The sequence below is a fragment of the Desulfovibrio sp. TomC genome (genome assembly GCF_000801335.2).
GTDB lineage: Bacteria > Desulfobacterota > Desulfovibrionia > Desulfovibrionales > Desulfovibrionaceae > Solidesulfovibrio.
This window is the reverse complement of sequence record NZ_JSEH01000002.1, coordinates 330,119-342,288: the sequence shown is the minus strand read 5'-3', so window position 1 is coordinate 342,288 and position 12,170 is coordinate 330,119. Positions and strand designations below refer to the sequence as shown.

The 12,170-nt window shown below is 62.2% G+C and carries 12 protein-coding genes; 8 read left to right on the top strand and 4 right to left on the bottom strand.

Annotation, left to right across the window (positions count from 1 at the left end; translation table 11 throughout):
• Window positions 1–54: 54 nt before the first annotated feature.
• From NY78_RS03250 to uvrC, 3 genes are read right to left on the bottom strand one after another with little or no spacing between them, the layout of a single operon-like run.
• Window positions 55–252: a YwbE family protein gene (locus tag NY78_RS03250; protein ID WP_043631559.1), complete on the bottom strand. Its 198-nt coding sequence runs from the start codon at window positions 250–252 to the stop codon at window positions 55–57.
• 5 nt (window positions 253–257) lie between these two features.
• The gene (locus NY78_RS03245; RefSeq protein ID WP_043631558.1) at window positions 258–944 is read right to left on the bottom strand and encodes a class I SAM-dependent methyltransferase; all 687 of its coding nucleotides are present in this window, start codon (window positions 942–944) and stop codon (window positions 258–260) included.
• 52 nt (window positions 945–996) lie between these two features.
• Window positions 997–2,835, bottom strand: coding sequence for an excinuclease ABC subunit UvrC (gene uvrC, locus NY78_RS03240; protein WP_043631556.1), 1,839 nt, complete (start codon window positions 2,833–2,835; stop codon window positions 997–999).
• Window positions 2,836–2,951: 116 nt separating this feature from the next.
• Between uvrC and NY78_RS03235 the strand changes: the two genes are divergently transcribed.
• The 8 genes from NY78_RS03235 (at window position 2,952) to NY78_RS03200 (ending at window position 9,765) form a co-directional block, all read left to right on the top strand.
• Window positions 2,952–3,440: a TIGR00725 family protein gene (locus NY78_RS03235; protein WP_043631683.1), complete on the top strand. Its 489-nt coding sequence runs from the start codon at window positions 2,952–2,954 to the stop codon at window positions 3,438–3,440.
• A complete protein-coding gene (locus NY78_RS03230; protein WP_043631553.1) occupies window positions 3,440–3,940 on the top strand; it encodes an HIT family protein in 501 nt (166 codons plus the stop codon). Before NY78_RS03235 ends, NY78_RS03230 begins: the two co-directional genes overlap by 1 nt.
• A 13-nt stretch (window positions 3,941–3,953) precedes the next feature.
• The gene (locus NY78_RS03225; protein WP_043631550.1) at window positions 3,954–4,349 is read left to right on the top strand and encodes a LapA family protein; all 396 of its coding nucleotides are present in this window, start codon (window positions 3,954–3,956) and stop codon (window positions 4,347–4,349) included.
• Between the two features lie 36 nt (window positions 4,350–4,385).
• Entirely contained in the window at window positions 4,386–7,028 is a 2,643-nt protein-coding gene (mutS, locus tag NY78_RS03220; RefSeq protein WP_043631680.1) for a DNA mismatch repair protein MutS, read from the top strand.
• A 13-nt stretch (window positions 7,029–7,041) separates the two neighbouring features.
• Window positions 7,042–8,280, top strand: coding sequence for a diaminopimelate decarboxylase (gene lysA / locus NY78_RS03215; protein WP_043631547.1), 1,239 nt, complete (start codon window positions 7,042–7,044; stop codon window positions 8,278–8,280).
• A 141-nt stretch (window positions 8,281–8,421) separates the two neighbouring features.
• Window positions 8,422–8,958 (top strand): GDSL-type esterase/lipase family protein, encoded by a 537-nt coding sequence (locus NY78_RS03210; protein WP_043631545.1) that lies wholly within the window; start codon window positions 8,422–8,424, stop codon window positions 8,956–8,958.
• Window positions 8,959–8,975: 17 nt separating this feature from the next.
• The gene (locus NY78_RS03205; RefSeq protein WP_047959994.1) at window positions 8,976–9,296 is read left to right on the top strand and encodes a cupin domain-containing protein; all 321 of its coding nucleotides are present in this window, start codon (window positions 8,976–8,978) and stop codon (window positions 9,294–9,296) included.
• A 205-nt stretch (window positions 9,297–9,501) separates the two neighbouring features.
• The gene (locus tag NY78_RS03200) at window positions 9,502–9,765 is read left to right on the top strand and encodes an amphi-Trp domain-containing protein (RefSeq protein ID WP_043631542.1); all 264 of its coding nucleotides are present in this window, start codon (window positions 9,502–9,504) and stop codon (window positions 9,763–9,765) included.
• Window positions 9,766–9,828: 63 nt separating this feature from the next.
• On the opposite strand, the gene NY78_RS22975 is transcribed toward NY78_RS03200, so the two are convergent.
• Window positions 9,829–12,105 (bottom strand): CHASE4 domain-containing protein, encoded by a 2,277-nt coding sequence (locus tag NY78_RS22975; protein WP_053062124.1) that lies wholly within the window; start codon window positions 12,103–12,105, stop codon window positions 9,829–9,831.
• Window positions 12,106–12,170 lie beyond the last annotated feature (65 nt).

The following is a 12,170-nucleotide window of genomic DNA, read 5'->3' as shown; positions in this document are numbered from 1 at the left end:
TCTTTTGCCTTCGTCCCCGGCCGCCGGGCATCTCTCCCCAGAGATAGCCTCGCCTCAGTCGAGAATCTGGTGCACTCGGCCGACCTGGCCGTCAGTGAGGCGCACCTTGATGCCCCGGGTATGGACCGGGGCCTTGGTCAGGAGGTCCTTGACCACACCCCGGGTGAGGACTCCGGTGCGTTGGTCTTTTTTAAGGACAATGGCCACGGCCAGCCCGGGCCGGATATCGGCGCGCTTGGTGGGATCGGCCATGGCTGTCAGGCCGGCACGAAGCGCAGGAATTTTCGGGGTTTTTCGTAACCCTCAACCATGGGAGACAACGGCTCCATACGCCAGCGCGGGGCCAGGGCGTCGCGGACATAGTCGAGCAGCAGAAAATCGCCGCCAACGACATATTTGGCCGGATACAGCGCTCGAAGCTGCTCTGGCGTGGCGCCGAGTTCCTTCCTGATCCAGTAAATCTTTTGCACCGACACAATCAGTTCCCGGTCGGACAGTCTTTCCAGAAACGCCAGGGCCGGCCCCACCCGATTTTCCAGAATAAATGATTTGCCGATAAACTCCACGAGCATGGCAATATCAAACCGGCGCGTGAGCAACGTGCAGGCCGGGTCGTCAATGTCGTGGCAGGCAAAGGCCACCCCATCGGCGTCAAAATGACGCCGCAGCAGTTCGCAGCCATCGAGGACCCGCGACTCGCGGTCCACCCCTACGACTTCGGCCGCGCCCAGTCGCCGAGCCTGGAAGGTGAAGAAACCGAAGTTGCAGCCAAGGTCCACCACCGTGCGGCCGGCGAAGTCGATGCGGGAAAACGCGGCCAGCGTGTCCGGGTCGATGATTTCCTTGCCGGGCACGAGCACGGAAAAATCCGTGTCGTACACCGTGCGGTAGCGGTGCTCGGGTTCGATGCCTTGGGCCAGGGTCAGGAATTGCTGCAAGGGCATGGGGACTCCACTCCAAAAAGATCGGTTATACTTCCTGACAAATTCGGAAAAATCAATGGGCAAGACTGGCCAGGGCTGCCTGGACCGCAGTTGCCCGCCCGGGACCAAGTCCGGTCCTGGATCGGATATCCTCCAGCGACGCCGCCCGCATGGCCGCCACTGATCCGAAGGCGTCCCAGAGAAGCTTCGCCGTCTTCGGTCCCACCCCGGGCAGAGCCAGCACATCGCTGCTAAGGCCCGCCTTGTTTCGGGCTTGGCGCTGGCGGCCGATGGAATAGTCGTGGACCGTGTCGCGCACCCGCTGCAAAAACAACAACTCCGGCGATCCCGAGCGCAAGGCCAGGGGATTTTTGCGGCCCGGCACAAATATCACGTCATCCATTTCATTTTGGGAACGGCGGTCGCCTTTGGCAATGGAGGCGATGGCGAAAGCCCCGCCGACGCCGGCCTCATCCAAGGCCCGGCCAACAGCCGCAAGCTGCCCTTTGCCGCCGTCAATCAGCAGCAGATCGGGCCAGGGCGGCCCGGCGGCCGCCCGTTTGGCGGCAAAGGCGGCCAGGGTCAGATAGTCGTCCGACGTCCCTTCGGCCTCAGCAAAAGCATAGGTTCGGTAGTCGCTTTTTTTCGCCGCGCCGTCCTCAAAAACCACCAGTCCCACCCGCACGCCCTTGCCGCCCAGATGCGACACGTCGACGGCCTCCAGCCGCGACAGACCGGATAATCCGAAAGCCCGGGCCAATGTCGGCAAAACATCGCTCTCGGCCGCCTTGGCCGCTTCCTCGGCGGCCCGGGCGGCATTGACCCCGGCCATCTCCAGAAGTTGTCGCTCCTCGCGGCCACGGGCCGGACCCAGGCGAAGGGCCATGCCCCGACGCTCTTCGAGAATTTCGGCCAGGGCCTGCCCGTCGCCGGCTGCTTCACCTTCGCCGTCGCCCGGAGCCAGGCCCTCCGGGACCACGATTCGGGGCGGGATGAAGCTTTCCGGCCGATAAAACTGCAAAAGCGCCGTCAGCGCCGCCGAAACCGCCTCTCCGGCGTCCACGCCCGGGAAAAAAAAGGTTTTGCGGTCCAAAAGACGGCCCTGCCGCACAAACAAGACGCACAACCCCACCCCGGCATCAGTCACGGACAGATTGACCACATCCATATCCACCAGCCGGGTGAGCACGGTGGCCTGCCCTTCCACGGTCTTGCGCATGGCTCGCAGCAGATCGCGCAGCCCGGCTGCTTTTTCAAACGCCAGTTCCTCGGCCGCCTGCTCCATCTCCCGCTGCACGGCTTTAAGCACCTCGCCCGAGCGGCCGGTCAGAAACGCTTCCACCCGGCGCACCAGGGCTGCGTACTCCCCGCCGTCCACGGGGAGGACGCACGGGGCCAGACACTGGCCGATGAAATGATACAGGCACGGCCGCACCCGGTTGGCCAAGGCCCGGTCGCCGCATTTGCGCAAGGGAAAGATCCGCCCCAGCTCCTTCCAGGTGGCCCGGGCGGCCGAGGCCGAGGTAAATGGGCCGAAATAGGCTGCGCCGTCGCGTTCGACGCGGCGGGTAAAGGCCAGACGCGGGTAGGCCGAGCGTTTATCGAGCTTGAAAAGAATGTAGTTTTTATCGTCCTTGAGCACCACGTTATAGCGGGGCCGGTGCTTTTTAATCAGGCTTGATTCAAGGAGCAGCGCCTCTTTTTCCGAGGCGGTCATGAGCACGTCCACACCCTCGATGCGCGCCACCAGGGCCGTCGTCTTGGGCGTGTGGCTGGCGTCGTTGCGAAAATAGGAGGAAAGGCGGGCGCGCAGATTTTTTGCCTTGCCCACGTAGAGAATCTTCCCTCGACTCCCCTTCATCAAATAAACGCCTGGAGACGTTGGGAAATTTTTTAGATCAAAGATGAACATAAGGACCAATGCTACCCTGTCGGCCCCGTTGACTCAAGCCCCGGGACGCCGAGTTGTCGCCAGACTGCTAAGGCTCCCTTGCTCTTGGACAAAGAGGCGTGTAAGCAATGGCGGACATGAACGTGGTACGGCCCAGACGGGTTTCGGTCATCGGCGCAGGCACGTGCGACCCGATTCTTTACGAGACGGCCCGCACGCTTGGCGCCTTGTTGGCCGGCAGCGGCTTTACGGTCGTATGCGGCGGCCTTGGCGGCGTGATGACGGCCGTTTGCCAGGGGGCCAAAGAGGCCGGCGGGAGCACTGTCGGCATCCTGCCCGGCGACGACGCGGCTGCCGCCAACCCGTTTGTGGATGTGCCTGTCGTCACCGGCCTTGGCATCGCCCGGAACGTGCTGGTGGTCAAAAACGGCGAGGCGGCGGTGGCTGTTTCCGGCGGAGCCGGAACGCTTTCGGAAATCGGGCTGGCGCTTAAAATCGGGCGTCCGGTCGTGGCGCTGGGACATTTTGGCACGCTGGCAGGCGTTGTACCGGCCAAGTCGCCGCAGCAGGCGGTTTCGCTGGTCAAATCCCTTCTGGCCGCCCAGGAGCATGCGGGGTCGTCTTAATGGAAGTGTTGTGGGCGCCGTGGCGCATGGATTACATTCTCGGACCCAAACCCGATGCCTGCGTGTTCTGTCTGCCCCAGACCCGTGACGAGGACCGGGAGCGGCTGGTCTTGGCCCGGGGCCGGCACAGCTTCGTGATCATGAACAAATTTCCCTATAATTCCGGCCACCTCATGGTTACCCCATTGCGTCATGCCAGTTGCCTGACGGAGCTTGCGCCCGAGGAAAACCTGGAACTGACCCGGGGCCTTGCCTACTGTACCCGGGTGATCAAAGAGTGCATGAAGCCCCAGGGCATCAATATCGGCCTGAACCTGGGCGAAGCTGCCGGTTCCGGGATCGCCGCCCACCTGCACTATCAGATGGTGCCCCGGTGGAACGGCGACTCCTCGTTCATGGCTGTTTTTAGCGAAACGCGGGTCATGCCGCAGTTGCTCGTTTCCACCTATGACCGGCTCGAACCGTTTTTTTCGGATTACCTCGCAACCGTCACGTCGTGACAAGGAGGCCTCGATGCGCGTGATCAAAGTGCTTTTCCTGCTGGCTTTCTTCTTTGTCTGCATGCTCTTTTTCGTGCAGAACACTGCCATTCTGGAAACCCCGTTGCTGCTCAAGCTCGGCGCGTTCGGCTATCAGATCCAGTCCCCCGGCGTTCCCTTTTACGTCGTGTTGCTCATGAGCTTCGTGGCCGGCGGCCTGTTTTGCACCCTGTACTTCCTGGCCGAAAAAGTGCGTCTGGCCGCCGGAATGCGCAGCCTGCAAAACAAGGTCAACGCCCTGGAAAAGCAGATGGCCCAGCAGAAAAAATCCACTGTGGCCACGCCGCCGAGCTATGTCGCTGCCGCGCCCTCGGTGACCTCCACCCCGGCCCCGGCTGTTGCCGAGCCGGCTAAAAAGGCCGAAGCTTAGGCCGGCGCGACCTTGTCTGCCGTGGGGGATTTCAAGATGACCCCCATGCTGGAGCAGTATCTGCGCGCCAAGTCCGAGCATCCGGACGCGCTGCTGTTTTACCGCATGGGGGATTTCTACGAGTTGTTCTTCGAGGACGCCCATACGGCGGCCCGGGAACTGCAAATCACCCTGACCACGCGCAATCCCGGGGCCGAGTCCCCGATCCCCATGTGCGGCGTGCCCCACCACGCCGCCGAGGGGTATTTGACCGTGCTGCTCGAGCGCGGTTTTTCCGTGGCCGTGTGCGACCAGATCGAAGACCCCAAGCAGGCCAAGGGGCTGGTCAAACGGGCCGTCACCCGCGTGCTCACTCCGGGTACGGCCGTCGAAGACGGCAACCTCAAGGCCAAGGAACACAATTTCCTGGCCGCGCTTTATTACGACCCCGACGAACGGGCCGGCGGGTTGGCCTGGGTCGACTGCTCCACCGGCGAATGGTCCGGGCTCTTTTCCCGCGACGCCGCCCGGTTGTGGCAATGGACGGCCAAGATCGGCCCCCGGGAACTGCTGCTGCCGGACGGCCTTGCGCCGCCGCGGGAAACACCCCTTTCCGGGGTGCAGATCACCCGCGTCCCCCTGCGTCCCCATTTCGATTTCGCCGCCGGCCGCGACAAGGTGCTCTCGGCCCAGTCGGTGGCCGATCTGGCCGCGCTTGACTGCAGCGACAAGCCGCAGTTGGTGCGGGCCATGGGCGCCCTGCTCACCTATTTAAGCGCCACCTACATGCGCGATCTGGCCCATCTGGCCCCGTTTAAACCCGTCAACCTCGGCCGGCACATGCTGCTGGACGAGGTCACGGAGCGCAATCTCGAAATTTTCCGCCGCCTGGACGGTCGCAAGGGGCAAGGCACCTTGTGGCATGTCCTGGACCGCACCCAGACGCCCATGGGCGGCCGGATGCTGGAAATCATGCTGCGCCAGCCCTGGCTTGATCTGGCTCCCATCCACGACACCCAGGCCGTGGTGGCCCTGTTTGTCGAGGACGAGGGCCTGCGTCGGGAGAGCCGCGAGGCCCTGACCGGGGTCTACGACCTGGAGCGGCTCATTACCCGCATCTTTCTCGGCCGGGCCGTGCCGCGCGATTTCACGGCCCTGCGCCAGTCCCTGGTCGCCCTGCCCCGGCTGCGCACACTGCTGGCCGCCGCCAATGCCCAAGCGCCCAAGGCGGCAACCGACCTGCTTTCCGGTTGGGACGATCTCGAAGACGTCTGTGAATTGCTCTCCCGTGCCCTGGTCGATTCCCCGCCGGTGCTGGTGACCGAAGGCGGGCTTTTCCGGCCGGGCTATCATCCCGAACTCGACGAGCTCCTCGATCTGGCCGAACACGGCGAGCAGAAACTCCAGGAACTCCTCGCCCAGGAACAGGCCGACGGCAATCTGCCCAAGCTCAAACTCGGCTACAACAGGGTCTTTGGCTACTATTTCGAGCTGACCAAATCCGCCGGCTACCCCCCGGCCCATTTCGAGCGCCGCCAGACCCTGGCCAACTGCGAACGCTACGTCACACCGACGCTCAAGACCCTCGAAGAAAAGATCCTGGCCTCAGGCGAAAAACGCAAGACGCTGGAATACAATCTGTTCCGGGAACTGCGCGACCATATCGCCGCTCTTCGCCAGCGCATCATGGACACCGCCGCCCGGGTGGCCCGCTTCGACGTCTGGCAGGGGTTGGCCGAGGCGGCCGTCATCGGCGACTGGACCCGGCCGGAACTCCATACGGGGCTGGCCATCAGCATCCGGGCCGGCCGCCATCCCGTGGTCGAGGCGGTCCAGGGCGTTGGCAATTACATCCCAAACGACGTCAGCCTTGATGAAGCCACCAAGGTGCTGTTGATTACCGGTCCCAACATGGCCGGCAAATCCACCGTGCTGCGCCAGACCGCCATCATTGCCATCCTGGCCCAGATCGGTTCCTTCGTGCCGGCGGGCAAGGCGACCATCGGGCTGGTTGACCGGGTCTTTTGCCGGGTCGGGGCCTCGGACAATCTGGCCCAGGGGCAGTCCACCTTCATGGTGGAAATGATGGAAACCGCCCGCATCCTGCGCCAGGCCGGCAAGCGCAGTCTGGTCATCCTCGACGAGATCGGACGCGGCACGGCCACCTTCGACGGGCTGGCCCTGGCCTGGGCCGTTGTCGAGGAGTTGTGCAGCCGCGACGACGGCCAGGGGGTACGGACGCTTTTTGCCACCCATTACCATGAACTGACCGCCCTGGAAGGCCGGCTGCCGGGACTTCGCAACTTCAATATCGCGGTCAAGGAATGGAAGGGCGACATCATTTTCCTGCGCCGCCTGCTCCCTGGTCCGGCCGACCGCAGCTACGGCGTGGAAGTGGCCCGACTGGCCGGCGTGCCGCGCAACGTGGTCAAGCGGGCCAGGGAATTGCTGGAGGAACTGGAACGGAGCCGCGATCCGGCCCGGGACGGCCGAGCCTCGCGGGAACGCGGCCAACCTTCGCTGCCCGGACTTTTCGCCGTGCCGCCGGCCGAAACCGGGCCGGACGCCCCGGACCTGCCGCAAACGGCCGGCCTGCTTCTTGACGAACTGTCGCGCCTCGAACTAGACCGGATGACGCCCCTTGAGGCCCTGACCCTGCTTTGCGACTGGAAAGGCCGCTATGGCGGCAATGCCTGTTAAGGAGAGTTTCACCATGCATCATTTCGAGTACCGGGGCGACGAACTGTACGCCGAAGACGTACCTGTCTCGACCCTTGTCGCCGCCTACGGCACCCCGCTTTACGTCTACAGCGCCGCCACCCTGCGCCGTCATTTCACGGCCTTTGACTCGGCCTTTGCCGGTCTGCCGCATCTCACCTGCTATTCGGTCAAGGCCAATTCCAACCTCTCCGTGCTCAAAACCCTGGCCGCCCAGGGCGCAGGCATGGACATTGTCTCGGGCGGCGAATTGTACCGCGCCCTGGCCGCCGGCGTGGACCCCGCCAAGATCGTCTATTCGGGCGTGGGCAAGCGGGCCGTTGAAATCGAAGCGGCGCTCAATGCCGGCATCCTCATGTTCAACGTGGAATCCACCGGCGAACTCGAACGCATAAGCGCCATTGCCGAACGCCTGGGCAAGACCGCCAAGGTGAGCATTCGCATCAACCCCGACGTGGACCCCAAGACCCATCCGTATATTTCCACCGGCCTAAAAAAGAACAAATTCGGCCTGGACATCGAACATTCCCTGGCCGCTTACGCCAAGGCCCGGGACCTGCCGGGCGTGACCCCGGTCGGCATCGACTGCCACATCGGCTCCCAGCTGACTTCCATTGCGCCCTTTCTCGAAGCCCTGGACAAGATCCTGGCCTTCCGGGAAAAGCTCACCGCCATGGGCATCGAGACCACGTACCTCGACCTCGGCGGTGGCCTTGGCATCCAGTACAACGAAGAGGAACCGCCCCACCCCCGCGAATTCGGCCAAGCGCTCACTAAGGCGCTGGGTGATCTGCCCATCACGCTCATCCTCGAACCCGGCCGGGTCATCGTCGGCAATGCCGGCATCCTGGTCACCGAGGCGGTCTACACCAAAAAGACCCCGAGCAAGGATTTCATCATCGTGGACGCGGGCATGAACGACCTGATCCGCCCCTCGCTCTATGATTCCTACCACGCCATCCGCGAGGTGCGCCCGGCCCATCGTCCCGAACTCAACGTGGACGTGGTCGGTCCCATCTGCGAATCCGGCGATTTCCTGGCCCGCGACCGCAATCTGCCGGCCGTGGCCCCGGGCGAACTGCTGGCTGTGTACTCGGCCGGCGCCTATGGCTTCACCATGTCCTCGAACTACAATTCCCGCCCCCGGGCGGCCGAAATTCTGGTGGACGGCGATCAGGTCATCGTGGCCCGCCGGCGCGAGAGCTACGACGATCTCATCGCCCTGGAACGCTGATTTAGGTGGCCTGTTCCGCCAGCGGCGGCCTCTCCCCGGGGCCGCCGCCACGGCGCGATCGGCTGTGTCCGAAACAGCCTGTCGGGCGCAGTTGCCCAACCACCACGGATCGACATCGCCATTGGTTGGAGGATACCGAGCGTGAACCCCGCCCTCCCAGTCCTTTTGGCCATGCAAATCGTCTTTTGCGGCGACAGCATCACCAAGGGATGGGAAATCTATAATCTTTTCGAACAGCCCCAAAAGGTCTTCATCAGCGGCGTGGAATCCTCCACCAGTGCTGATCTTCTCAAGCGTATCGAGCCAATTGCCCGCAAAAAACCACACAAACTTTTTCTCATGATCGGCATCAACGAAATTGCCGCTCCGGATCGCATTCTGACCAACTATGAAAAGATCATAACCACCATCCAGACCATCTCGCCCTACACACTCATCTATGTGCAAAGTATCCTGCCAACCCGCAGCCAATCCATCGACAATGCCGTCATCCTGGCCGCCAACGCCCGGCTCAAAGCCCTCTGCGACCGGAAAAACGGCTTTGTGCGCTACCTCGACATCTATGATCCGTTCCTGGCCGAAGACGGCAAACTCGGCCCCAATTTCACCGAAGACGGTATCCATCTGACCAAAAACGCCTATTCCCTCTGGAAAAAACTCATCCTCAGCCGGATGTAACGCCAGGGAGTACAGCCATGACCAACCAGCCGCCCTACCGCATTGCCGATAAGGAACGCATCCTGGAAACGGCCGACGCCCGGGTGACGGTGATGACGCTCGCCCCCGGGCAGGCGATCCCGGTCCACCGGCACAGTCAGGTCACGGATACGACCTTCTGTCTGGCCGGCATTGCCTTGGTGCAGCTGTTTGATCCGGACGAAGGTTTGCGCTTGACTACCGGCGAACGGGCCGTGGCGCCTCCAGACCGTGTCCACCGCGTGTCCAATATCGGCACGATTCCCTGTCGCCTGCTGCTGGTGCAGGGGCCGGGCCGCTACGACTTTCTGTCGGCCTGACCGCCGAGGCAGCCGCTGCCTCGGCGGCGTGGGAAGGGTCGACGAGTGCCCGGCCTGCCTGATCTCGCCGCCCGGCCCATCCAGACAGCCCGCTCCAGGCCGGGGCGACGTACTTTTTTCTTGCAGACGTCATGACAATGGCATGGGAAGGGGCTAGGGTTTGCCTTGATCAGGGCTGCGCAAATCCCAGCCAAAGGAGCATACCATGGGTGAGAAATCAAAGTTGTTTCAGTGCGACGAAAAAATGTTGACCTACGACGCTGCGGTGGTGCTGGAAAAAATTGTGGATGGCCTTAAACAGCGCAAACTGACCGCTACGGGCCAGGATGGCCCGGTCTGTGTCGATCTGCCGCTGGTCGCCGAGATGGAAATCAGCTTCAAGGACAAAAGCAAGCCCGGGAAAAGCAAGAAGAAACTCTCCATTGAAATTTCCTGGAAAGAAGGCGACGCCCCCAGCCTTGACGGCTAGGCCTCAAGTCTCTTTGCCTATAAGGCGCGCGGCCGATAACGTTGGCCGCGCGCCTTTTGCGTCCTAACCTGTGTCGCCTGGTTGGATCAGAGGATCGGCAAACAGCTGTTTACGCGGGATGGACACGGAAAAGACGCTGCCCTGGCCCGGCTTCGATTCCGCCCAGATGCGGCCGCCGTAATGGGTGACGATGGTACGGCAGATGCTTAAGCCAAGACCGGTGCCGCCGATTTCAGCTTCCTGGCTGTTGGTCGCGGCCTGGGTAAAATTATCAAAAATCCGTTCCAGGTCATCGGGTGCAATGCCGCGTCCCGTATCTTCGACCCGCATGCACCAGTCGCCGGCGGCGTCAGGTGCAATGCGCAGCCGGACGTAGCCGAGTTCGGTAAACTTGCGGGCATTGGCCAACAAATTGATGCTCACCTGCACCATGCGGTCGAAATCGGCAAAAAGGGTGGGCGTTGCCGGATCAACCTCGACCGTAAGGACGACGGGACCGTCTGCAAAGAGCGCGGCAGTGGCGCGCTCGGCGCGCTTGGCCAGTTCCAGGGCGTCCACGGCGCTGTCGCGCCATTCCATTTTCCCGGATTCGATCTTGGACAGGTCCAAAAAATCATTGATCAGTTCAGTCAGACGCTGATTTTCCTCGTTTATAATGTGCAGATTGTTTCGGATACGCCGGATTCGGGGATGGCCTCCCAGATCCAATGCACTGGTGGCCCCCACCAAGAGTTCCAGGTCCCGCTCAATAATGTTGGTGAAACCTCGGATGGAAGTCAGCGGCGTCCGCAATTCGTGGGACACCGAAGACAGGATGGCGGACTTGATCCGATCAAGCTCAAGGAGCCGCTGATTGGCCGTCTCGAGTTCCAAGGCCTTGGTCTTGGCCTCTTCGGTACGCGCCGCCACCCGGGCCTCAAGATCCCGGGTCAAAGCGGCCAGGGCCTGCTCAGCCTGTTTGGCCGGAGTATTGTCGACAAGCGAGACGATGGAAGCCGTGCCGCCGTCCAGACTGGCCAACGTCAGCAGGACGAAGCGGTGCTCGCCGTTGTTGCGCACAAACCGGGTCTGCAGGGCAGTGGCGGCGCCCTCGGGTCGTCCCGTTAGGCCAGCCGAGAGGGCTGCCGTCATGTCCGGACAGAAGTCGGTCCAATGGCGCAGGCCTTCAAGCTCTTCCCGGGGAACCCCGGCCAGTCGGATGAAGGCCGGATTGGCCAATTCAATGCAGCTGTCAGGACCAACCAGAACCGTCGGCGCACCGATGCCCAGAAACAGGGTCCTGTAGCGGTTTTCTGAAGCGACAAGCGACCGTTTGGCCCCGTCTAGCCTGTCGAGCATGACGTTTAGATCCAAAGCCAGACTTGTGAGCTCATCGTTGTTAGGCAGATGGAGGCGAAGCGCCGATTCGCCCTTGGCAATGCGTCCGGAAAGTGCGCTGATATGATGCAAAGGGCGCAGAATACGGTGTTCGAGAAACAGCAGCAGCACCAGAAAGAGGACGACGCCGGCCAAGGCAAACAGTCCAAGGCTGGAATGGATGAGTCCGAGTCCCTGGACGAAAAAATCCCGATCGGCGGTCACGGACACCCAGAAGGCTGGTTGCTGAAAGATATCACGCACCAACCCAAGCCCGACACAGGTGGCGGCATCTTCTGCCGGCGGCAGGATTTCTATCGCCTCGGCTGTGGACGCGACAGGCAGTCCAGGCCCGTCGAGGGGGAGGACACCCAGATCCAGGACGGTTGCAGCGGCAAGCTCCTGCACTGTGGCCGCATCCAGCCAGCTCCCCATGACCAGGGTTCCCCGGGCCGGGCCTTGGTGTTCACTGTTGAGCACCGGCAGGGCAGCCAGAAGCAGGGGCCGCCCCCCGACCATGATCACGCCCTGGTGCCCCGTATCGCTTGCAGCCTCGGCCAAAAGCCCGCCGCCCGGGGTAAAAAGGGCCAAGATGTCCTTGGGAATGGCGACAAAGGCAGCGGCGTCGGCATCGAAATACCGGCCGCCAGCCAATTGCCCCTTGAGATCGAACAGCCCGATAAAAGCCAGGCGTTGCTTGATGAAGGTTTCCCGGGTCAGATTGGAATCCAGAAACTCCTGGCCGCCCTCAGCCATGAAGCGGAAGGCTTCGTCCCAGGTGGCCCAGTCTGTCGTCAGCAGTCCAATGCGATTGACACTGATGGTTAAGGCATTCTGAGCGCGTTCGACATCATTGGCCACCAATTTTCGTTCCATTTCGACAATATTGGAAAGAAAAAAGAATCTGGAAACCAGATACAGACCGACAACAGTCAGGGCAATTGTCATACTGATGATGCGAAATGTCTGGTAGCGCAAACCCATCCCAACTCCCTGACCATGAACCAGGGGAAACTGTCTTATGCCAACGAAGACATCCCGCCAGTTCA

What these genes read in the sequence shown, in the direction of transcription:
- uvrC (WP_043631556.1), bottom strand. Translation starts at nt 2,835, where the DNA reads ATGTTCATCTTTGATCTAAAAAATTTCCCAACGTCTCCAGGCGTTTAT.
- NY78_RS03230 (WP_043631553.1), top strand. Translation starts at nt 3,440, where the DNA reads ATGGAAGTGTTGTGGGCGCCGTGGCGCATGGATTACATTCTCGGACCC.
- lysA (WP_043631547.1), top strand. Translation starts at nt 7,042, where the DNA reads ATGCATCATTTCGAGTACCGGGGCGACGAACTGTACGCCGAAGACGTA.
- NY78_RS03235 (WP_043631683.1), top strand. Translation starts at nt 2,952, where the DNA reads ATGAACGTGGTACGGCCCAGACGGGTTTCGGTCATCGGCGCAGGCACG.
- NY78_RS22975 (WP_053062124.1), bottom strand. Translation starts at nt 12,105, where the DNA reads ATGGGTTTGCGCTACCAGACATTTCGCATCATCAGTATGACAATTGCC.
- NY78_RS03245 (WP_043631558.1), bottom strand. Translation starts at nt 944, where the DNA reads ATGCCCTTGCAGCAATTCCTGACCCTGGCCCAAGGCATCGAACCCGAG.
- NY78_RS03200 (WP_043631542.1), top strand. Translation starts at nt 9,502, where the DNA reads ATGGGTGAGAAATCAAAGTTGTTTCAGTGCGACGAAAAAATGTTGACC.
- NY78_RS03205 (WP_047959994.1), top strand. Translation starts at nt 8,976, where the DNA reads ATGACCAACCAGCCGCCCTACCGCATTGCCGATAAGGAACGCATCCTG.
- mutS (WP_043631680.1), top strand. Translation starts at nt 4,386, where the DNA reads ATGACCCCCATGCTGGAGCAGTATCTGCGCGCCAAGTCCGAGCATCCG.
- NY78_RS03225 (WP_043631550.1), top strand. Translation starts at nt 3,954, where the DNA reads ATGCGCGTGATCAAAGTGCTTTTCCTGCTGGCTTTCTTCTTTGTCTGC.
- NY78_RS03250 (WP_043631559.1), bottom strand. Translation starts at nt 252, where the DNA reads ATGGCCGATCCCACCAAGCGCGCCGATATCCGGCCCGGGCTGGCCGTG.